Here is a 21,056-nt window from a genome sequence, read left to right as displayed (position 1 = left end):
ACAGAAGGAATATATAATGAGTAAAAAAGCACACGGAGTAACAAACGTCAGGGGTGGCGATCTAATAAAGATGGATGTACGTGGTCAGTTCGACGTAATCACAGATATGAATGATGGTTACGTTACTTTTAGGTCTATCATGCTTGAGTCTGGACGTATAATTAAGGGCTTAATATTAGATTCTGATTTAGCTGCACTAGTTAATTCTAAGGGCGGCAGTTTGGGTTTCCCACAAATTCACGGACACATAGTTAAGCCCGTATAGCCTTTTTCAAATTCTACTGGACTAATTCCGCCTAATGTCGAATGACGACGTTTCGGGTTATAAAAACGTTCAATGTGCCCGCATCACCTCGAAGGAGTAACCGCGCCCTTCACGGTTCTTGTCCTTGGCCAGTCGGTTGATGGACTCCGTGTAAGCGTTGGTGACGGGCATGCCCGTCTCGAAGTAGGTCATGGTCTCTTCGCGCCAGTTTCCCACTGCCCTGACCAGATCGCTCCAGACTTCCTTTTGGCCCTTCGGGATGGTGGCTATCCACTCGTCCAGGGCGGCTTCTGCCTGGAGCCGTGTGGTGGCGTCCCAGATGCCGTAGAAGCGCTCCTAGTGCTCGTAGGCGGCCAGCAGTTGCGGGAACGCGCCTGTCGAGGTCTCCATGATGAGGCGCTCCCGGTCTGAGACTTCGTGAGCGCGTTTCAGCAGGATTTTCCGGTCTCCCTTGAGAGTCCGGCTCTGGGACGGTTTCAGCTCCTTTCTGAGGCCCTTGCGCACTTTCTCTAGGGCATCGTTGGCCATGCGCACCACATGGAACTTATCGACCACGATACGGGCCTGGGGCAGCACAGCCTTGACCGCTGCCCGGTAGGGGTTCCACATGTCCATGCTGACGATCTCGACCTTCTGCCGGTCTTTCAGCTTCATCAGGTAGTTGGTCACCACGTCCTGGCGGCGGGTGGCCAGCAGGTCGAGCAGGGTTCGCTCCTCAATGTTGGTCAGAATGCAGCGGTAGCGCTTGTTCAGGTATAGCTCGTCAATGCCCAGGATGCGGGGCGTCTCGAAGCGGTGCCAGCGTCCCAGGAACTCGGCGCGGGCGTTGAATATGTCGCGCACCGTCTTCTCGTCCAGGCCGGTCTGTGCCGCCACAAAGGTGTAGGGGTGGTTGAAGGATTCCTTCTCCACGTACTCATGCAGCCGCAGTGTCATACGGAATCCGTCCACCATCTCCGGTAGCTGGGGCCTGAATGTTGTCTTGCAGGCCCGGCAGGTGTATCGGCGGCGGACCACCCAGAGAGTGACCCGCTTGCCGTGGATGGGCAGATCACGATAGGGAACGTCACGCTTGCCGAACCGTACGAACTCACCCTGCACGCCGCATTCCTCGCAGGCGATGGGATCGGGCACGTCCACCTGGAAGTGCATTTCGTCGTCGGTTGATTTGCAGCCCAGTACTTGGTATTGCGGCAGGTGAAGGATGTTGTCGGGAAGTTCGGTCATGGTGTTGTATAGGCGTAGGTGTCAGTCAGATCCATCCGGCTCGGCATTGGTGTTTGCTTTTTTACCCAACAAGCTGCTGGAAACGAAAAGTAAGGCACCGAGGACAATTGCAATATCAGCCAGGTTGAAGGCCGGCCAATGCCAGTCTCGCCAATAGAAATCAAAGGAATCCACAACATAGCCGCGAAAGACCCGGTCAATCAGGTTGCCCATGGCGCCACCGAGGATAAGACTGTAAGCGATGGCTTCTCCTTTATGACGATTTTCAAGGATCAGCTTGATCAGAAAAATCGAGACCACTACCGCGATTCCGATAAAAAAGTAGCGCTGCCAGCCTCCACCATTCGCAAAAAGACTGAATGCGGCACCGGTGTTCCATAGGTGCACCCAGTTAAAGAACGGGGTCACCGAAACATACTCGCCATAGGCCATTGATTGCTGCACCAGCCACTTTACAGCCTGATCAGACGCTGCCAGCAGGCCCGATATGGACAATAGGGCATACGGCGAGAGCTTTTTGCCAATAATGAGCATTATTTAACCCTTCAACGCCAGAATGCGTCTGGCACCGTTAAGTACAATGACCCCCGCGATGGTGCCGATAATCAGATCCGGATAATTGGACCCGGTCCACGCGACCAGGGCGCCGGCGGTGATGACCCCCAGGTTGATCACCACGTCGTTGGCCGAAAATATCCAGCTAGCCTTCATATGAGCTCCGCCCCCTCGATGTTTGGATACCATCAGCAGACAGGCGGTATTGGCAATCAATGCGACGAATGCGATGGCTATCATCACCAGCGATTCAGGCTCACTACCGAATACAAAGCGCCTCACGACCTCTACGAGTACGCCAACAGCCAAAACCAGTTGGACCACACCAGCAACGTGCGCAACACGGACCTGCCTTTTCACGCTATGCCCAACCGCATAAAGAGCGAGTCCGTACACTGCCGCATCAGCAAAATTGTCCAGGGACTCTGCAATGAGGCCAGTTGACTGAGCCATCAGACCGGCAGTCATTTCCACCACGAACAGAAGTGCATTGATGCCGAGCAACCAGCGCAGGGTCCCGGATTCTTGCTTAGCAGAAGCTGCCGAAAACTCGGCGGCCTTGATGGTCTCCGGATTTGCAGCGACGGTTTCCTGAAGCGAGGCGCCTAGCCCCAAGGTCTTCAGTTTCGAGGTGACGGGCTCGACCTCGCCGTCATGCACGACCTTCAGCCGGCGGTTCGACAAGTCGAAGGACAGCGCCCGAATCTCCTCAAAGCCGTTCAGGGCTAGGCGAATCATTCGTTCTTCTGATGGACAGTCCATCTTCGGCACGGCATAAACACTGACCCATCTCCCTGGCGCCTCGGAGGAGGCCTGTATATCGGTATCCGCTGCGGACGTTGCATCACCGCCACAGGCGCCACCACAGGATTTGCTCATGATACGACTCCACTTGAACAATGTTGTGGTACCATTTAAAACTATAAAGCTACTATAAGGTCAATAGAGTAAAGAATCCGTTGGGGAGGAGGCTGATGCGCATTGGTCAGTTGGCGCAGTTGGTAGGGGTCGAAACACAGACGATCCGCTTCTATGAACAGCAGGGCTTGTTGCCGCCGCCTGATCGGCAGGACAACGGTTACCGTGTCTATACCGAGAAGCATGGTGAGGGGCTGGCCTTCATCCGTCGCTGCAGAATGCTGGGCCTGTCACTGGCTGAGATTCACGAACTACAGAGCTATCAGGACGACCCTCATCAGCCTTGTACCGCCGTCAACGCCTTGCTCGATGATCACATCTCTCATGTGCGGTCGCAGATAACCGCTCTGCAAGCGCTTGAGAAACAACTCGTTTCACTGAGAGCGAGTTGCAACGATGACCGGGAAGTTGAGGCGTGTGGGGTTCTTGCTGGAATTAGCGAAGGAAACATGCACCAGCAGTAGGTGAAGCATCAACCAGATAATCCGATGAGATGCCGGTCTGTCTCACTCTCATGCAAAGGTAAGATCAACCATTTAATCCGCTTACCCATTTTCTGAAGAGGGTCTGTAAGAAGTTTTATACATTACGTGCAAAGTTATGTGATGCGAATCACAAATTATCAATATTTAGTGCATTTAATGTATTAGCATTTTTTTATTAATGAGTTCATGTTAGCTTGCGGTTGAGAAATGCTAATGTTCTAGAACTGAGAGGAGGCTTAATATGTTTAAACTATCTAAAGCATCTCACTTCGTTAAAAATAGTGCGATTGCTTTTTCCCTCGCATTGATAATGCCTATGACTGCGCAGTCTGCTGAGGCAGAAACACACACTGTGAAGGCCCAAGGACTTAAGTTCATGCCTTTGGTGGTCACTATCGACAATGGGGATACTGTTTCCTGGCGGAACATGCCTACTCACAATACGAAATCACTTGAAGGCCTGATTCCTGAGGGCGCGGAGCAGTGGGAGTCGGAAATTGGTAAAAATTATGATCGCACTTTTACGCAAGATGGGATCTACTTATACAAATGTGTTCCACACTGGGGTGCCGGAATGGGTGGCGTAATCATTGTTGGTGATCCAGTAAACCTTGAACAAATCAAAAATGCTGATGCCAAAGGTGCTGCCGGTCGGCTTGCCAGAAAGGCAATCAAAGCAGCTGAAAAGCGCTAAGCGGTCACGCAAGTTATGAAGCTTAAAATTCGGTCTTTTATCCCTGTAGGAGTTCAATCAGCACCAACCTGACTCATAACAATGAGTCAGCGGCCATTTTTATTGACGTATAAATGAAATGCAAAGTGTGCCATCAATGCTATTAATCAATTGAAAACAAGTGTACCCGTGAAAACCTTAAACAAGCCGATTAGAGTGCTGAATTGGACTCATGCTTGGAACTGATTCATAATCAGTATATCCTACGGCTTGTTGTCAACATAAATTCTAAACCAATGTCAGTCCATTCTTTCGTCAAAGTGCTTATTCTGATGATTGTCATACAATCAGGCATTGTTGCGGCTGACGTTCGCAGCGTTGTGCCAGAGCATGTTCCAGAGCAACACCTTGACAATAATGATATCAATGACAGCCACCAAGACAAGGTTCAACTCGCTGGAGAACACAATTCACCCTCTTCTGATCCTGCTGAAAGTTGTGTTTTGTGTATGCACTGCCACTGCTCACACTTTATAGCTATAAATACCAGTTCAAGCATCGAAGTTCATCCGATTCCGGATAACTTTTATTATCCCTACCAGCTAGCTTCTGTCACTGACTTTTCAGTCAGTATGTACCGCCCTCCTAAATCCTGATCTGCTGACATTTCACGCGGACCCGATCTGAGTCCGTTGTTCACAGATATACAGGATTTCTTTCATGAAAAAGCAATATGATTGCGTGCAGAGTTCACGTAAGCCCGTTGTGCTTGCTTTAGTTTATTCATTGCTTCTAACAGCGATGGCGCCGCTCACCTATGCTGATGCCGGGCAACAAGAAAAGGCATTGGGTCTGAGGGAAGCGATGCAACAAACGCTACAACAGCATCCTTCGTTGCAAGTTTTTCCTCTAAGACAGCAGCAACTGGAAGCGCAGAAAAAAACTGCTAATCTCAAACCGGCTTATGTTGCAGGTGCAGAAGTCGAAAATGTGGCCGGGACCGGGCAGCTGAGCGGTATCAAGTCCCTTGAAACGCGAGTGACTTTGTCATCCGTATTAGAGTTGGGCGGTAAACGCCTATCGCGTGTTGAATTGGTTGAACAACAAAGTGAAGTTGTTCGTGTTGAGCGCAAAGTCAAAGCGCTCGATTTGTTGGGGCAGGTGACAAGACGGTTCATCAACGTACTCAATAGTCAGGAGCGAGTAAAACTAGCAGAAATAGGGCTGGAACTTGCACAGACAACATTAGCAGAAGTCGACAGGCGAGTGAGCGCTGCGGTGGCGCCTAAGGCCGACCTGGGCCGTGCTGAAGCTGCGGTTCAACAAGCCGAGTTGACCTTGCTTGCAGAGCAGAGACAGCTTGAAGCCAATCGCATGGCGCTGGCTAACTTGTGGGGCAGCTATCAACCTGCTTTTGACACGGTATCAGGTTCACTCTATTCCTTTAACGAAGCGGTGCCATTTGATGCTTTATTTTCTAAGGCACAACAAAATCCACAGATCGAAATGTTTGCCGCAGAGACACGCATTCGTGATGCGGAAGTTCGGCTGGCGCGCACCCAGCAAGTTGCTGACCTGACCTGGTCAGTTGGCATTCGGCGAGATGAAGGCATAGATGACACAGCGTTGGTTGCGGGTATCTCCATGCCATTGTTCAGCCGAGAGCGGGCTCAGGGCAAGATAGAAGAAGCATTAGCCGCCAGAAATGAAGTGACCTATCGCCGACAGGACTTGTTGTTACAGCTTCACACTCAGCTGTATCGCGCCTATTCAGGCCGTAGCCAAGCAATCATCAGTATTCAGAAGCTACAGGAACAAATCATCCCAAAACTGAATACAAGTTTGGAGCAGACCCGCGAGGGTTATCAGCGTGGACTCTATAGTTATCTGGATTTACTCACTGTCAGGCAGGATTTGCTCAACGCCAGACGTGCTGTTATCGAGGCTGCCACAGCAGCACTCAAATACGAAGCTGAAATTGAGCAACTGACAGCAGAGCCACTGGCTGAAATGGAGTAAACAAAATGTATCAGAAAAAAATGTTTGAAAAACGATGGATTAACTTTTCCTTGAACAGCGGTCTATCAATCCTGTCGGCACTGTTGCTGATAACCGCAGCATCACCTGTTATCGCTCAAAACGAGCATGAACATGGTGATAAGCAAACTGAACAACACAAATCAGAAGCTGACCATAAGCATGATTCAGCGTCTGAGACTTCTACGCACAAAGAAGACGAGTCGCACAGTGTCGATCAGCATCAGCATGACGAACAAACGCAGAATTCAACTGAATCTCACAGTGAACATGCTTCACCTGAGACAGGTAATGAGGGTGAGCACGGACAAGGGCATGAAGGTGAGGATGAAAAACATGTAGAAATTAGTGATGACATGGCCCGTCAACAAGGTCTTTCGACCGCGAAAGCCCTTGCTGGAGAGGTGTCACTGACAACTAAGCTTTATGGCAGGCTTGCGCTTTCACCCGATAAGGTGAGTCATGTTAGAGCCCGTTTCCCGGGCAGTATTACCCGCGTTAATGTGAACTTTGGAGATGAGGTCAAAAAAGGGCAATTATTGGCCAGTGTGGAGTCCAATAACAGTTTGCAAAGTTACAATTTGCTTGCCCCAATCTCTGGCACCATTACAGCAAAAGAGGCCAGCACAGGCGAAGTCGCAGCTGAACAAGTTCTGTTCACCATCACCAATACGAGTTCACTCTGGGCTGAGCTTAAAGTTTTCCCTGAACAGGCCTCTGCAGTGAAAGCTGGCCAGAAAGTTTACATGATGAACGGTGAACGAGAGTTTGTGTCCACCATCAAGCAGTTGCTGCCAAGTGATCAGGCTAAACCCTACCGAATCGCCCGTGTCCCCATTGAAAACACAGAAGCTGCACTGTTTCCGGGTTTATTGGTTGAGGCTCAGGTCATTATCCAGCAAGAAACTGTTGACATCAGAATTCCCAACAGTGCCATACAACGTTATGAAGGCTCACAAGTTGCCTTTCACAAAATAGATGGAAAGTATCAGGTCAAACCCCTGAAGTTGGGTATTTCGGATGGCAGATTCAGTGAAGTTATTTCCGGACTCCGGCAAGGCGACGAAATCGTCGTAGAAAACAGCTATCTCATCAAAGCTGATCTGGAAAAAGAAGGCGCGGCACACGCCCATTAATACGGAGTCCAACATGATAAATAACATTCTATCGCTCTCAATAGAGAGACGGGGCCTGATGTTGTCCCTGATATTACTCATCATCGGTCTGGGGTTATGGAGTTATCAGAAACTACCGATTGATGCGGTACCTGACATCACCAATGTACAAGTACAAATCAATACCAATGCACCCGGTTATTCGCCACTGGAGGCAGAACAGCGCATCACTTACCCGGTCGAAAGAGCAATTGCGGGCCTGCCAAATCTTGATTACACCCGCTCAATATCGCGCTACGGTCTATCACAAGTCACCGTGATATTCGAGGAAGGAACGGATCTCTATTTCGCTCGTAATCTTATCAATAATCGTCTCGCGGTCATCAAAGGCTCACTACCAGAAGGGTTAGAACCTGAAATGGGTCCTATTGCGACGGGGCTGGGCGAGATTCTGATGTACACGGTAACAGCCGAGCCAGGTGCCAAGCAGGATGATGGTTCACCTTATAATGCCACCGAGTTGCGGGTCATACAGGACTGGGTAATTAAGCCGCGATTAGAACGTGTTAAAGGTATCACTGAGGTGAATACCAGTGGTGGCTATGACAAGCAATATCATGTTCAGCCAGATCCCACCAAGTTATTAAACTTTGGTGTCAGCCTAAGTGAATTGAAACAGGCATTGATGCAAAACAATGATAACCGGGGGGCCGGTTATATTGAGCGGTTCGGCGAACAAATTCTGGTTCGATCACCTGGACAACTCAAGACCATCGACGATATTCGCCATGTGGTGTTGAAAAATATCAATGATCGCCCGGTATTAGTCAAAGATGTCGCCGAGGTCGTCATCGGCAAACCGCTTCGTAGCGGCGCGGGTACGCGTGATGGTAAAGAAACCGTTGTAGGCACGGTGATGATGCTGGCCGGGGAAAACTCACGCGAGGTTTCTGAAAGGGTCGCAAAGGAACTTGAGTCGATACAGACTACATTACCCGAAGGCGTCGTAGCTGAGGTGGTCTATAACCGCACAACACTGGTCGACAAGGCAATAAAGACCGTGCAGAAAAACCTGCTGGAAGGTGCTTTGCTAGTCATTGTTGTGTTGTTTTTATTCTTGGGTAATATTCGCGCCGCATTAATTACTGCGGCCGTCATACCGCTGACCATGATGGCAACATTTACCGGTATGGAGCAAGCGGGCATTTCTGCTAACTTGATGAGCCTGGGGGCGCTCGACTTTGGTTTGATTGTCGATGGCGCTGTGATTATTGTCGAAAATGCGATTCGAAGGCTTTCTATTGCACAAAAAGAGACTGGGGGAATATTACCCTTAAAAGAACGATTACAGGTTGTTTTTGAAGCCACTAACGAAGTAATACGGCCCAGTCTGTTCGGTGTGACGATCATTACTGTCGTGTACATCCCCCTGTTTGCCCTCACCGGTGTTGAGGGCAAAATGTTTGAACCGATGGCTGCAACCGTTATTATTGCCCTGGTTTCTGCCATGATTTTTACACTCACCATCGTACCGGCCGCACTAGCAACGTTCATGGGAGGCAGAATTAGGGAAAAGGAAAGCCTCATTATCAGTGGGGCAAAATGGCTTTACCGTCCTGTCTTGTTGCTCAGCCTGAAATTGCGCTGGGTGGTTCTCCTCGTTGCGGCTATTTTTGTTGCGGTATCGATCAATATGGCCAGCAAAATGGGCTCTGAGTTTATCCCGCAACTTAACGAGGGGGATATAGCACTGCAGGCACTGCGCAGTATCGGTACCAGTCTTGAGCAATCCATCAAAATGCAGGAACTGCTCGAACAACGGTTAAAGGAATTTCCGCAGGTCGATAAAGTCTTTGCTAAATTAGGCACGCCAGAAGTCGCCACGGATCCAATGCCGCCTAATGTGGCCGATACTTTCCTAATCCTTAAACCAAGAAGTGAATGGCCTGAACCGGAATTACCTAAAAGCGAACTCTTAGCTCAAATTGAAGCTGCGGTTAAACAATTGCCAGGCAATAATTATGAGTTTACCCAACCCATTGAAATGCGCTTTAACGAGCTGATTTCAGGGGTTCGTGCTGATTTGGGCATTAAGGTATACGGTGACGATTTAGACTTGCTTAAGCAAAATGCAGAGGCAGTTCTCGCCGTCGTGCAGCAGATCCCGGGTAACGCGGATGCACGTCTTGAGCAGGTTGATGATATGCCCATGCTGACCGTCGAGCCTAAGCGCATGGCAATGTCACGTTATGGTCTCAATGTTGATGATCTGCAGGATATGGTTTCCACAGCGGTGGGCGGCGGTATGGCTGGTCTCATTTATGATGGCGATCGGCGTTTCAAGCTTATGGTACGTCTACCGGAAAAAATCAGAGAAGATATTGAAGCGCTGTCAGTGCTTCCAGTCAGCCTGCCGGATGGCGATTATGTCCCTCTCTCTGAAGTAGCTAAAGTCGAATTGACCCAGGCTCCCAGTCAGATTTCTAGGGAAAACGCCAAACGACGGGTCGTTGTGACCAGTAATGTCAGAGGACGTGACCTTGGGTCATTCGTTGAGGATGCACAGCAACAGATTGCAGAGCAAGTTGAGCTTCCAGCTGGTTACTGGGTTGAATATGGCGGCACCTATGAACAGCTGCAGTCAGCCAGTCAAAGACTGTCCATCGTCGTTCCTGTAACGCTACTGATTATCATGGGCTTACTGGTGACCGTGTTGGGATCGTTCCGCGATGCAGCCATTATTTTTACCGGTGTGCCACTGGCGCTAACCGGGGGCGTAATGGCACTTCTAATCAGAGATATGCCGCTGTCTATTTCAGCCGGTGTCGGATTTATCGCCTTGTCAGGGATTGCAGTGCTCAATGGCTTGGTGATGCTGGCATTTATCCGCGACTATTGGCATAGCCACGGAGACTTGCATAAAGCGATTGTCGAGGGCGCGATGACGCGGTTGCGCCCCGTATTGATGACCGCTTTAGTGGCAAGTCTGGGGTTTGTTCCTATGGCGCTCAATACCGGTACCGGCGCTGAAGTACAAAGACCGCTGGCGACAGTCGTGATTGGGGGCATTATTTCCTCAACGTTATTGACGCTGGTTGTGTTACCGGCACTTTATAAGTTGATTCATAGTAGAGATAAAAAAAGCTAGCCGGCGATGCTGAGTCCGTTGCTGGTCATGATATGACCAGCAACGGCGTATCTCATCTCAAGAAATCGCTGTGTTGTTGAGTACATTGGAGTGTTTTATGCATAATCACAACAGTCAGGACGAGACGAGTTCACGACGTATTGGCCTGGTGTTTTTGCTGAATTTGGGTTTCACGGTCATTGAGTTTATTGGTGGGCTGCTGACCAACAGTACCGCGATTATGGCCGATGCGGTACATGATCTGGGCGATAGTCTCTCTCTTGGCAGTGCCTGGTTGTTATCACGCTGGGGGCAGAAAACGGCTACTAATGAGTTCACCTACGGTTACCGCCGCTTAACCTTATTTGGTGCCTTTTTAAACAGTATTGTGCTTATTGCCGGTTCCATTTGGGTGCTCACTCAGGCCATACCCCGTCTTTCTGATCCAGTGATGCCAGTCACTGAAGGTATGCTCGCATTAGCCATATTGGGTGTGACCATTAATGGGTTTGCGGCTTATCGTATTAGCAAAGGCAGCACGATGAACGAAAAAGTGCTGAACTGGCATTTACTGGAAGACGTGTTGGGATGGGTTGCTGTGCTGGTTGTGTCGGTGATCTTGCAATTCGTGGACTGGCCAATACTTGATCCATTGCTATCAGTCGGATTTACCTTGTTTATCTTAGTCAATGTGATTCGCAACCTCTGGGAGACCGGCAAGATTTTTCTGCAGGCAGTGCCCGATAAGACCCTGCATAATGAGATCCGACACAAACTCTTAAACACCAATGGTATCAGTGACATTCATCATCAACACCTTTGGTCACTCGATGGTGAACAGCATGTCCTGACGGCTCATCTCGTGATTGAGGGCAGCCTTGAAAACGGGCGATACAACAGCATCAAAGATTCCGTAGCCGAGACTTTAAAACCATTCAGTCTGGCTCATACCACCATCGAGATCGAGTTGAAACAAGAATACTGCCGTGATGAATCCGCTCACTAATTAACGTTGAGGGACTAGTCACGCAGTTGTAATATGCGTCGGGCCCCATTCATCACAATAAGTCCTATCACCAAACCGATGATTAAGTCGGGGTAGTGTGAACCTGTCCATGAAACCAACAAACCTGCCAGGATAACGCCAGAATTGGCTATGACGTCATTGGCGGAGAAAATCCAACTGGCTTTCATATGAGCGCCAGCATGGCGTTTTTTTGCAATAAGAAGTAAGCAGGTCACATTAGCAGCGAGAGCGATTAGTCCCATCATGATCATAATGCTGGATAATGGTTCACTGCCATAGATGAATCGCCGCAGGACTTCAGCCAGGACACCAACGGCAAGTATCAACTGCAACCAACCGGAAAAGTGCGCAGCACGTAGTTTCTTATTAGCGCTATACCCAACGGCATAGAGGGAGACGCCATAAACTGCGGCGTCTGCAAACATATCAAGAGAATCGGCAATCAACCCGGTCGATTCTGCCCACCAACCTACAAATAATTCAGTCACAAATAAGGTGGCATTGATCGCCAGTAACCATTTCAGAATTCCAGCTTCTTGCAGTGATGCTTTAGCGTCTGCATCCAATGCACTAGCAAGAGCCTTATCTGCCACGGGCACAGTTTTTTCAAGTGTGGCGCCCAACCTCAATGATTGCATCTGCGACTCAATCGTTGTTGCATTGTCTCCGTGGAAGATGCGGACTTTGCGATTAGGCGTGTCAAATTGAAGTACAACGCTGGGTTCAATCCCGTCTAATGCCATGCGGATCATCCCCTCTTCAGAAGGGCAGTCCATTTTCGGAACTCTGTATTCACTGACAAAACTATATTCAGTCATATGGCGCATTATTTACCGATGTATAGATAATAGTTTTAAACTCTTGGGATTACTTTTGCTCATTTACACTTCTTTGATTACGATTTTAAATGGCTTTAGAGGCTATACCCAATGAGTAGCAATTCAGTATGAATCGTAGGATGAACTCTGAAGGCCTTATTTCACACTCAGCAGAATAGCAATATTGCTCACGAAAATACCGGCCCTCATCTAACGTTTATTCAAATCTTCGAGCATGCGTAAGTATTCCTTGCGGTCGATTTCTCCTCGTGCATAACGATCCTGAAGAATTTCGATAGCTGATTTTCCTGGGACAAGGGGCTCTTGTGGTCCTTGCGTATTTGCATTCGATGGCTGTGCAGCATGCTTTTGCAGGTAGGCTGTGATTGTGCGCAGCTCGTTTTCTGTAGGCGCCTTGATATTCATTGCTTTATTATTGCTGCTCATCCATTGCATACGCGTATTCATGCGAGCCACGATGTTTGGCCAAGCGGAAGCAGTATGCTGTTTAGGGGTTGGTGATGCATGGCACTGCATGCAGTACTGCTTAATCAGCCTCGCCCCGGTAGAGTTCAGTTCAGGTAATTCCACCGTATCGGAGGCATTAGGCATCATGCCGCCCCTCATGCCTCCGTAGCGTCCTTCCCAATTTCCACCACAGTTACCACACATAGCTTGGGCGATTTTTTGACCATTATCGGCAGGGCGTTGAATCTCACGTGCTTCAAAGGGGGTCTTATCAGCTGACATGACAGGTAATGCAGTTAGTGAAGTAACCATTACGGTTACCGTACCGCCAAGTAACATACGATTGCGCTTATTCATGAGTGTTTACCCCAGTAATGTTGGACTCTGTAGCACATGAAATCTATTTTGGCCTTCGTTCCAATATGACTTCAGTAAATGAAGCTTGATGAAAAATATTAAAAACCATATAGTCGCTATAAGGTCAATAGAGCAAAATAAATGTTGGGGGCGGGAGGATGCGTATTGGACAATTGGCTCAGTTGGCAGGGGTCGAAACACAGACAATCCGCTTCTATGAACAGCAGGGATTGTTGTCACCGCCTGATCGACAAGAGAACGGTTACCGCAGCTATACGAAGATGCATGGAGAGCAGCTCACCTTTATACGGCGCTGCCGAAAACTGGATCTGTCACTGGTAGAAATTCACAAACTTCTGAGCTACCAGCAACATCCGCATCAACCTTGTGCCGCGATTAATAGCTTGCTCGATGATCACATATCTCATGTGCGGTCTCAGATAACCGCTATGCAAGCGCTTGAGAAACAACTTGTTTCACTAAGAGCGAGTTGCAGCAATGAGCGGGAAATTGAGACGTGTGGGGTACTTGCTGAAATTAGCGATCCAAAGATACATTCCTACTAGTTATCGTAATTCAGTGCCCAGCTGACAGACAGAGATTTGTCAGATCAGGCTCGATTCACGATTTTTTCGTAATAGAGCGGCTTTTTATCACTGAGCGTTAACTATAGTGGTGTATTTTTAGCATACTGCTGTACTTCCTACTAAAAGTAAGCCTTTCTATCATTCTTAACTTTTTGATTTTACGATGTTGATAACTCAATAGGAACTAAAAGTACGACTATTTCTTCAAAGTAAAAATCAGGTCTTACCATTATCCCTAAGAACCTGCTTCTCGGCGTTCCCTTACGACAGAGTCCAAATAATGAACGTGAGTTTTCTCTGGTAGCAGGAGAGTCCACCCGGGATCTGCTCGAACTGACGAATAAGAGGTAATGTTGTCAGCTTTACTAGAGAGCTACCTTGTACATAAATCTAACCCTTATCTCTTTTGGGCCTTCTGTTTTATTTTTTCTCGCACATCTGCTGGTGTAACCCAAGTAGCGTAACTTGAATTGGCCTCACTCAAGGCGTTAACGACCCGTGCACGAAACCGTTGAACATATCTAGTTGTATCTTGAGGTGAACGTCTAGAGGTCTGTCTGACATTGTTTCTATTCATTTTTCATTTACTCATCAATATCTAGTAAGCTTCCTTAACTGAGGTTTGATGTTAAATTTGGGGGTATAGTTTGTTGTTCATTTACACCTCTACCGATCGTCATTTTTAATAATTAAGTGGAGTTAGGAAAACACACCATATTCAACTCTTCCCAGTAAATTTATTACTTCCTGATAACCTGGTGATGTGTCACAAAACTGATATGGCGTTTCTCCATTTAATGCTTTTTTAAGTGTTCGCAGCCAAATCTGAGCATGCTCTTTGCTTTCAAGAGCGTGTTTTGCCAAGTTAAGCAAGTAACAAAAGCGGTAAAGTCGTTCTGATTCTCTTTTACTCATATGGCCTGTAGATTTTCTTAAGTGATATGTCCGAATTGAAATTCCAAGCAAGTTAGCCAGCTCACTTTCAGTTAGCCCGAGTCGGGCTCTTATTTCTGCAACGAGAGTAATTGGATAACCGCGCTTGATCTCACGCACATGATCCAATGACGAAAGATTACTATTGTAATCGTCAAAAATTACCACTGGTTATCGTTTTCGTGGGGGAGGAGGTCACTATGATTTAAGACCAGAGGAAGATATGAGGGAAGCTGCAACGATGCTGCACTTACCATATCAAAGTAAATTCCCAAGTTAACGAATTCACGCGAGCATAAGACATACTTTTAGTCACGCGTCTGAGCATTGGACATACTTTTAGTGCTAAGTCCGCAGCATTGGACACACATTTAGTGCCAGGAGACATACTTTTAGTCCTGAAAAGGACATGCTTTTAGTAAGAATCACAATAATAATCAGGCAAGTGATGACAAGGCTGATACTTAATTCACATATTTTTGCCTGATACTCCAAATCCGTCAGTTTCTTATAAAACTGCAATTTTTGACAGATAGTCTGATAACTGACATTATCAGACCATTAATTTCTGCAGCCGGTTTTTTTGGCTTAACTCTGTCAAAGAAGGATTTTAGAAGATGGGATCGGTTGTGATTCTTAGTAAAAGCATGTCCTTTTCAGGACTAAAAGTCTGTCTCTTTGTAGTAAAACTATGTCCTAAGCTCTGACCTTTGTACTAAAAGTATGTCCAAAGCTCCGACACGTTACTAAAAGTGTGTCTTATGCTCGCGTTAGTTTTTTGAATTCATGATGCTTTGATAAGGTAAATGCAACATTGTTGCAGCAGTTCTCATATCTTCTTCAGGTCTCAGATCATAACCACTGGTTGTTCGTGGATCACTGTGCCCAGCCATTCTTTGCACAGTTAATAGATCAACACCTTTAGCTAATAAACTTGATATAAACGTTCTCCTGAAATCATGGGGTGTTAATGCCGGTGTCCCGGCCTGTTTCCATCGTTTCGTTAAGACTCCGTATATCGCTTGGTCAGTCATACTCGTATTTTGAATCACTTTGCCACTTTTAAGAATTCGGCAAAATAATGTGCCTGGCCAGTCACCGCGAAGTGTTATCCAATCACCTAATGCAGCTTGTGTTCCAGAATCCATGAAGACTTTACGTTCTTTATTACCTTTCCCAATCAAACGTATTTCTCTGTTTTCGACATTTACATCCTTAAAAGATAAGGCTGCAGCCTCACTTCTTCTCAGGCCACATATATAAAGAATGCCAATTATTGCTATATCTCGTATTCCGGCAGGACCTACATCACTAATACAGGTGTATATCAACGAACTTAGTTCTCCAGCTGGGACAACTCTTCCAGATTTCAATCGTGATCCACGCACCATTTTCACACCACGAATACGTTCAAGATCGTCACCATCAAGTTGATACATATTAAATGCTGCTGTAGCCACACCTCTAACTGCAGCTAAGATGGCGTTGATGGTTTTGGGTGCGTAACCGTCATTTTTCAATTGCCCTAGTAATTCTTGCACATGGTGATATCTCAGACTTCCCCAAGGAGCTGAAAGATAACTGTCATATCCGAATAAAACAGCAATCTTATTCATATGACTTTTGACCATTCGCTTAGTGTGATCGGCTTTACCAGATAGATAGGTATCTACCGGATTTGAACCGGCAGGTAATTTTCCAATTAGAACTGGTAAATCTTGTTTAATGACATCTGGAAAGTCGTCGTGATCTTCACTCAAGTTTGATGCCCTTTTTAACTGCTTATTACTTTTGATAAGAGATATTATCATAAGCTATTTCAACTTGTTTTTACTATTGGTTTTTTTGATAGCATCTCTAAATAATAATGCTTATTAAGTGGTTTATCATTGATTTTGAAAACAGAATGTAATTTTCTGTAATTTGAAAAGCATTGCTGCTTAATTGGGGTAAATCCGTTGAAGCCGGATTTTTGCAAAATAATTAAATCTTTTATCGCCGGGCCCTCCCTCCAGAACCAAATTTTTTTTGTTCCTGGCTCCATTTTGTAAGCCACAACTAATGAAAATAATGGATGGTCTTCCCCCACTCTGTCTATCAATCTTCCCCATATATCTTGTTCAATCCCGATCAGCCCTTTACATAATCGATAGACTTCGTGGCTAAAGAGCTGAACTATAAACCTACGGATCCAGATTTTGCTTAATTGGACAAGCGTCCGCACGTGATTTGCATCATGAATTTCGAAGTACTTGAGTAAAGGGGCAGCAAAATGTGCATACCACATCCCTATTAGCCAATGATGTGAACTGAATACATCACTTAACTCATGAGCTCTTTGATATCTATAATTCATTGCATGACAAAGCTCAACGTAAGCATGTGCCCAGATCGTATAGTTTTCCCCAAAAAATATATTGATGTACGGAGTTAGAAAATATGCTGTCCTGCATTGATTTCTGCTTATATTGAACCTTCTTTCAATTTTTGTGAGCTGATCGTGACTAAACAGCAATAGTTCTTGGCATAAATTATTAAAACTGAGTTGTTTTTGTAAAATCGAATCACTATCAGGTAGTTTTGGTGCTCCTGAGCACAGTTCATATTCAACTTCACCCTTTATAAAAAACACAGTGTCTTGTAGTGATTTCCATACTTGTTCAGGAGGCTTTGAGAGTGTCAAAGCTATGTTCAAATTGCCATAAATATTCATCCAAGCATATTGCGAATATATTTTGTTAAGATCGGTTAACCAAACCTCATAATCTTTTAAAAAGCTCTTTAAATTGTTCTGAAATAATTTTAAATTTTTGGATGAGATATTATTAAAGGTAAGATTTTCATGACCACAAAACTTGCATTTAAAAGCATTGTAAATTTCATTTTTTCTATTGCCCGAATCAATTTCGAAGTATCCAATCTGTTTTGAACAACTTGAACAGGTATCGTGTAATTTGATTTTATGTATAGGGCAGAAACCGAATAATTTGATTTGGTGAAGAAATAGATGTTTACCCAGCTTTGCGCATTCTGGGCATATAGTTATATTTTGTTGGCACAATTGTGATTTTTCGAGGCGATCACAGGGAACCCAACTTGGAAAATAAAAACTACAAAAACTTTTTTCATAGTCTCCTTCCGATGAATAGAAGCTGTTTAAAGCAGAAAAATCTATACCGACACATTGAGAAGCATCAAGGGTACTATTTAAAGGAGGGCATGTACCCGGTTTACTTAAAAAAATCAGCTTTATTTCACGCCAGCATAAATAATTATCTACGGCTGTTTTACTCATAATTCCGAGTATCGATTCACCAAGAACTTCCCTTTTAGATAATCCAATTAAGTTATTGGCTTGTAAAAGCATTTATTGAGCCTAGCCCAGGTCTTGAAACTGAATTGCTACTTGAAGCAGTCCTCTTTCAATTAGCCCTTCGGTGAGAGTAAACTCTGGTGAGTCCATTTGTTGAATAGTACGAAATAACCATATGAAATATGCAGTGAAAGGTTGCATTGGAAAGCCGGGCCCAGCTGTAGTAATACCCTGGCTAGCCAGCATCTCATTCAACACTCGCCAAGTTAAGTCAGCATCTTGCTCTACCCTCCATCCTCGCTGATATGCAAGAGGTGCAAAAAACTGTGTGTATGAACAACCGGAACCAATTGGGAATTCAGAGTCATTATCTAAAGAATGCATGATTCTTTTTAAATCATTTAAATTTTGTAATCCATGAAATTCATGACTGTCGGTCATAAATCTCCCCAACAAATGTCGTTCCTTACGGGTGCGAAGATCATTCTTCATCATAAGTAGTTCTGGCTGTCCAACCAGAATTGTAATTAGTCTTATATTGGCAAATTTGAGTTGATTATGGATATCCATTAGATATCGAAGCTGGCTACTGGACAACCATTGAGCTTCATCAATAATTAACAAATACCTATGTTCTTTTTTATCTCGGGTTTTACCAATAATAAAGTCAATAGCCCTCCTCCGTTTAATGGCAGCGGTACCCGAATTAGGAATTGCATACCCTAATGCATAAAGTAACTCGCCAAAGAAACGATTTTCGGTAGTGCTAGTTGCGGTTGGTTCCCATGCACTTAGAATGATAGCTGGGATATCTTCTCCAAGTGATGTTTGTATATTGTTAATGAGATATCTTAATGCTTGAGTTTTTCCTGTTCGTTGATTGCCGTAAACAATACCCCCAGGAAGAAGATTCATTAGCCAATATCGAAGAGTATTGATAAATTCTTCGAGCGCTCTTGTAGGAAAAATAGCATTATCTTGTAACAACGGATGAATTTGATCTTTGTCCTCGAAAGTTGTCATGAGATTGACTACCTTAAGTTAGAAATTTTAGACAAAAATATGGTTTTTTCTGGAATAAAAGCTTTAGTTTTTATCTCTTTTTTCTTCTCTTGAACATCCTTTTTAAGGATACGGCTCACTCTTATATATTCATTACGCTCTTTTCTGCTGATTAAAGAGCGCTCTGCTAGGAAATCTATGTATTTAGTAATAGGTGAATTACCTTCAAATTGGATTTTCTTATCCTTTGCAAGTTTTAGGATAGCTATCCGATCTCTTAATGAATGCTGGTGTTCTGCCCATTGTCGATTTACTGAAACTTCAGCAAGATATTTTCCATTACTTTTAAATAATCTTCCTTTACGTATATCTCTGATATCTGTTTCGAAAATGGCTGATTCACCGATCAACTCTGGACTGGAAGTTAAAGTAGGACTGCTATAACGGGCATTTTTGAATTGAACATATGGAGGATGGCCCTGAGCCTTATTCCCTCTAATTTTCAGTGGAAACTGTCGTTTAAAGAGTTTTTCCAAAGATAAATCGTCTTCACTTAAAGAACGAACTAAATCAGACTTATGCAATAAGGAATTGTTTAAAAATTCTAGTGGACTACTGCCGTTGAGGGACGAATGTGGGCAGTTGTTATACCACTGAATTGTCAGCTTAGCTGCATGTTCGATATCTTCTACATGAATAGCTAAATCATTAGCTGCTTTGAGTGGATTTCTTGTTCTTGGATCTTTTGGAGAACTACCAGTGGTAGTTGGAAATTGATGGAAGGATTCTTCTTCAAGAGTTTGAAAAAATCTCTCTACAATCGCATTTGAACGAGGCCTTGCAGGCCTATTTGTAATAACTTCCTGAACCCCTATTTCTATTAACTTTTCTTGTAACCAAGAAGACGTTTGGGAGAATGCATTATCAAATTTTATGCAATTAAAAAGTCTACCTTTACATTCTTCAATCTCATAATAAGGTAGCCCAGGCAACATTGCTTCGGATGACTGCAAAGAACCAGCGATACAAGTTAAAACATCCTCAGAAGAATAGTTTTGCTTCAGACTTATTGAATATCCCAATACTGCTCGGCTCGCTGTATCGATGAGCGTTAACAGCCAGATCCGAGATAAATTAACCCTCTGAATATCCCCGTATTCATCCATTAGCTTTATGGAAATTTCAGTGTCAACTTTGTGACCATCAAGTTGCACCACATCATATGGTTGTAAAGATGCTGTTGGCGAAATGGAATGAACACTATTGACACACAACCTACCTGACGAGTCACCATAATCAACTTTAGCGGCTTGTGCAAAATGTGAATTCTTCAACCTTACACAATAATTTCTTACAGCTCCCATTCCCATATCATTATTAGTAAATGGGTAATCGAAATTAATATCTACCCCCTCATCCTGACAACATTGTCTGAAAGCTTTATAGATTCTCTTATAAAATCTTCCCCTCACTGCCACGTGACTGGGGCTTGAGCGACCGAGTGCCCAGGCGTCGAGTTTTTGTTTAACATTTGGGAATTTCTCAAGAAAATAATTAAATCTACCAGCCCCAGCCAGCATTAGAGGATTCGAACGTTTATAACCCTTGAGATTCAGATTAGGTATGCAAGCTAAATATCCGAAATATATGCCATTTTCAGAGAGTGTTAGGGCTCGTTTGCGTATACGTTTTATTTCGCTTTGAGATAGCTTTGTTATCACAGCTACTTGTTCTAACGAGTATTGTGTGGAAAGATAAAGATCAAGCGCTTTTTTTCTTTGTTTATACTTCCTTAGCTTACTTGTGCTGAAATTACTTGTATCCACTGGAAACCAGTTTTCCATGTTTACTTGAATATTCTCATTTATTGAAGATTTCATGATAGCTGTTCTCCTGAATTTTCAGATCACAAAAATCCGTTAATCATCATGATTGATCAAGCTGAGTGGGTTTCCCACAAATTCACGGACACATAGTTAAGCCCGTATAGCCTTTTTCAAATTCTACTGGACTAATTCCGCCTAATGTCGAATGACGACGTTTCGGGTTATAAAAACGTTCAATGTAATCGAATACATCCGCCCGAACTTCATTACGGGTTTTATACCGCCTTCTGTTGACTCGCTCTATTTTCAGCGTTGAGAAAAAG

At 45.1% G+C, this 21,056-nt stretch carries 19 protein-coding genes and 2 pseudogenes; 9 read left to right on the top strand and 12 right to left on the bottom strand.

Annotated features, from left to right (window positions below; genetic code table 11):
* Positions 1–16: 16 nt before the first annotated feature.
* Positions 17–265, top strand: a complete 249-nt coding sequence (locus Q7V21_RS05215; RefSeq protein ID WP_304916264.1) for a hypothetical protein — start codon at positions 17–19, stop codon at positions 263–265.
* On the opposite strand, the pseudogene Q7V21_RS17895 reads toward Q7V21_RS05215, so the two are convergent.
* From Q7V21_RS17895 to Q7V21_RS05200, 4 genes and pseudogenes are all read right to left on the bottom strand, one after another.
* A pseudogene (locus Q7V21_RS17895) lies at positions 238–342 on the bottom strand (IS3 family transposase); the annotation flags it as partial. The gene Q7V21_RS05215 and the pseudogene Q7V21_RS17895 overlap by 28 nt on opposite strands.
* Positions 341–1,492: pseudogene (locus tag Q7V21_RS05210) on the bottom strand (ISL3-like element ISPpu12 family transposase); the annotation flags it as partial. The pseudogenes Q7V21_RS17895 and Q7V21_RS05210, both read right to left, overlap by 2 nt.
* A gap of 21 nt (positions 1,493–1,513) precedes the next feature.
* Positions 1,514–2,026, bottom strand: a complete 513-nt coding sequence (lspA, locus tag Q7V21_RS05205; protein WP_004863699.1) for a signal peptidase II — start codon at positions 2,024–2,026, stop codon at positions 1,514–1,516.
* A 3-nt stretch (positions 2,027–2,029) separates the two neighbouring features.
* Positions 2,030–2,926 carry a cation transporter gene (locus Q7V21_RS05200; RefSeq protein WP_072676343.1) on the bottom strand — a complete coding sequence of 299 codons (897 nt, stop codon included), beginning with the start codon at positions 2,924–2,926 and terminating at the stop codon, positions 2,030–2,032.
* Positions 2,927–3,021: 95 nt separating this feature from the next.
* Here Q7V21_RS05200 and cadR (Q7V21_RS05195) point away from each other — a divergent pair, with 95 nt between their 5' ends.
* The 7 genes from cadR (Q7V21_RS05195) (at position 3,022) to Q7V21_RS05165 (ending at position 11,408) form a co-directional block, all read left to right on the top strand.
* Complete coding sequence (cadR, locus tag Q7V21_RS05195) at positions 3,022–3,429, top strand: Cd(II)/Pb(II)-responsive transcriptional regulator (RefSeq protein ID WP_091702096.1); 408 nt, start codon at positions 3,022–3,024, stop codon at positions 3,427–3,429.
* A 262-nt stretch (positions 3,430–3,691) separates the two neighbouring features.
* Positions 3,692–4,144 carry a plastocyanin/azurin family copper-binding protein gene (locus tag Q7V21_RS05190; RefSeq protein ID WP_304916263.1) on the top strand — a complete coding sequence of 151 codons (453 nt, stop codon included), beginning with the start codon at positions 3,692–3,694 and terminating at the stop codon, positions 4,142–4,144.
* Positions 4,145–4,455: 311 nt separating this feature from the next.
* On the top strand, positions 4,456–4,779 hold the full coding sequence (locus tag Q7V21_RS05185) for a hypothetical protein (RefSeq protein ID WP_304916262.1): 324 nt from the start codon (positions 4,456–4,458) through the stop codon (positions 4,777–4,779).
* A gap of 64 nt (positions 4,780–4,843) precedes the next feature.
* Positions 4,844–6,142: a TolC family protein gene (locus tag Q7V21_RS05180; protein ID WP_304916261.1), complete on the top strand. Its 1,299-nt coding sequence runs from the start codon at positions 4,844–4,846 to the stop codon at positions 6,140–6,142.
* Between the two features lie 5 nt (positions 6,143–6,147).
* Positions 6,148–7,296: an efflux RND transporter periplasmic adaptor subunit gene (locus Q7V21_RS05175; RefSeq protein WP_304916260.1), complete on the top strand. Its 1,149-nt coding sequence runs from the start codon at positions 6,148–6,150 to the stop codon at positions 7,294–7,296.
* A gap of 13 nt (positions 7,297–7,309) precedes the next feature.
* Positions 7,310–10,423 (top strand): efflux RND transporter permease subunit, encoded by a 3,114-nt coding sequence (locus tag Q7V21_RS05170; RefSeq protein ID WP_304916259.1) that lies wholly within the window; start codon positions 7,310–7,312, stop codon positions 10,421–10,423.
* A 97-nt stretch (positions 10,424–10,520) separates the two neighbouring features.
* Positions 10,521–11,408, top strand: a complete 888-nt coding sequence (locus tag Q7V21_RS05165) for a cation diffusion facilitator family transporter (protein WP_304916258.1) — start codon at positions 10,521–10,523, stop codon at positions 11,406–11,408.
* A gap of 14 nt (positions 11,409–11,422) precedes the next feature.
* On the opposite strand, the gene Q7V21_RS05160 is transcribed toward Q7V21_RS05165, so the two are convergent.
* Together Q7V21_RS05160 and Q7V21_RS05155 are read right to left on the bottom strand one after the other, a co-directional pair.
* Entirely contained in the window at positions 11,423–12,256 is an 834-nt protein-coding gene (locus Q7V21_RS05160) for a cation transporter (protein ID WP_304916257.1), read from the bottom strand.
* A 201-nt stretch (positions 12,257–12,457) separates the two neighbouring features.
* Entirely contained in the window at positions 12,458–13,072 is a 615-nt protein-coding gene (locus Q7V21_RS05155) for an SHOCT domain-containing protein (protein ID WP_304916256.1), read from the bottom strand.
* Between the two features lie 158 nt (positions 13,073–13,230).
* Between Q7V21_RS05155 and cadR (Q7V21_RS05150) the strand changes: the two genes are divergently transcribed.
* Positions 13,231–13,638 (top strand): Cd(II)/Pb(II)-responsive transcriptional regulator, encoded by a 408-nt coding sequence (gene cadR / locus Q7V21_RS05150; RefSeq protein ID WP_304916255.1) that lies wholly within the window; start codon positions 13,231–13,233, stop codon positions 13,636–13,638.
* A 720-nt stretch (positions 13,639–14,358) separates the two neighbouring features.
* On the opposite strand, the gene Q7V21_RS05145 is transcribed toward cadR (Q7V21_RS05150), so the two are convergent.
* The 6 genes from Q7V21_RS05145 to Q7V21_RS05120 form a co-directional block, all read right to left on the bottom strand.
* A complete protein-coding gene (locus tag Q7V21_RS05145) occupies positions 14,359–14,712 on the bottom strand; it encodes an antitoxin Xre/MbcA/ParS toxin-binding domain-containing protein (RefSeq protein WP_304916254.1) in 354 nt (117 codons plus the stop codon).
* A gap of 650 nt (positions 14,713–15,362) precedes the next feature.
* Positions 15,363–16,403, bottom strand: coding sequence for a site-specific integrase (locus Q7V21_RS05140; protein WP_304916253.1), 1,041 nt, complete (start codon positions 16,401–16,403; stop codon positions 15,363–15,365).
* Positions 16,404–16,411: 8 nt separating this feature from the next.
* Entirely contained in the window at positions 16,412–17,959 is a 1,548-nt protein-coding gene (locus Q7V21_RS05135; protein ID WP_304916252.1) for a hypothetical protein, read from the bottom strand.
* A 9-nt stretch (positions 17,960–17,968) separates the two neighbouring features.
* On the bottom strand, positions 17,969–18,928 hold the full coding sequence (locus Q7V21_RS05130) for an ATP-binding protein (RefSeq protein ID WP_304916251.1): 960 nt from the start codon (positions 18,926–18,928) through the stop codon (positions 17,969–17,971).
* 8 nt (positions 18,929–18,936) lie between these two features.
* Positions 18,937–20,787, bottom strand: coding sequence for a DDE-type integrase/transposase/recombinase (locus Q7V21_RS05125; RefSeq protein WP_014707134.1), 1,851 nt, complete (start codon positions 20,785–20,787; stop codon positions 18,937–18,939).
* A gap of 82 nt (positions 20,788–20,869) precedes the next feature.
* Positions 20,870–21,056, bottom strand: a 187-nt coding sequence (locus tag Q7V21_RS05120; RefSeq protein ID WP_304916250.1) for an IS3 family transposase, incomplete at its 5' end; no start/stop codon positions are given.

The sequence above is a fragment of the Methylophaga sp. genome, assembly GCF_030651745.1.
The sequence above is the reverse complement of the archived record's forward strand: the minus strand, read 5'-3'. Positions and strand labels throughout refer to the sequence as shown.

Coding starts and splice junctions, on each gene's coding strand:
- Q7V21_RS05140 (WP_304916253.1), bottom strand. CDS start 16,403: ATGATAATATCTCTTATCAAAAGTAATAAGCAGTTAAAAAGGGCATCA.
- cadR (WP_304916255.1), top strand. CDS start 13,231: ATGCGTATTGGACAATTGGCTCAGTTGGCAGGGGTCGAAACACAGACA.
- Q7V21_RS05130 (WP_304916251.1), bottom strand. CDS start 18,928: ATGACAACTTTCGAGGACAAAGATCAAATTCATCCGTTGTTACAAGAT.
- Q7V21_RS05125 (WP_014707134.1), bottom strand. CDS start 20,787: ATGAAATCTTCAATAAATGAGAATATTCAAGTAAACATGGAAAACTGG.
- Q7V21_RS05170 (WP_304916259.1), top strand. CDS start 7,310: ATGATAAATAACATTCTATCGCTCTCAATAGAGAGACGGGGCCTGATG.
- Q7V21_RS05185 (WP_304916262.1), top strand. CDS start 4,456: ATGATTGTCATACAATCAGGCATTGTTGCGGCTGACGTTCGCAGCGTT.
- Q7V21_RS05200 (WP_072676343.1), bottom strand. CDS start 2,926: ATGAGCAAATCCTGTGGTGGCGCCTGTGGCGGTGATGCAACGTCCGCA.
- Q7V21_RS05215 (WP_304916264.1), top strand. CDS start 17: ATGAGTAAAAAAGCACACGGAGTAACAAACGTCAGGGGTGGCGATCTA.
- lspA (WP_004863699.1), bottom strand. CDS start 2,026: ATGCTCATTATTGGCAAAAAGCTCTCGCCGTATGCCCTATTGTCCATA.
- Q7V21_RS05135 (WP_304916252.1), bottom strand. CDS start 17,959: ATGCTTTTACAAGCCAATAACTTAATTGGATTATCTAAAAGGGAAGTT.
- Q7V21_RS05165 (WP_304916258.1), top strand. CDS start 10,521: ATGCATAATCACAACAGTCAGGACGAGACGAGTTCACGACGTATTGGC.
- Q7V21_RS05180 (WP_304916261.1), top strand. CDS start 4,844: ATGAAAAAGCAATATGATTGCGTGCAGAGTTCACGTAAGCCCGTTGTG.
- Q7V21_RS05160 (WP_304916257.1), bottom strand. CDS start 12,256: ATGCGCCATATGACTGAATATAGTTTTGTCAGTGAATACAGAGTTCCG.
- Q7V21_RS05175 (WP_304916260.1), top strand. CDS start 6,148: ATGTATCAGAAAAAAATGTTTGAAAAACGATGGATTAACTTTTCCTTG.
- Q7V21_RS05190 (WP_304916263.1), top strand. CDS start 3,692: ATGTTTAAACTATCTAAAGCATCTCACTTCGTTAAAAATAGTGCGATT.
- cadR (WP_091702096.1), top strand. CDS start 3,022: ATGCGCATTGGTCAGTTGGCGCAGTTGGTAGGGGTCGAAACACAGACG.
- Q7V21_RS05155 (WP_304916256.1), bottom strand. CDS start 13,072: ATGAATAAGCGCAATCGTATGTTACTTGGCGGTACGGTAACCGTAATG.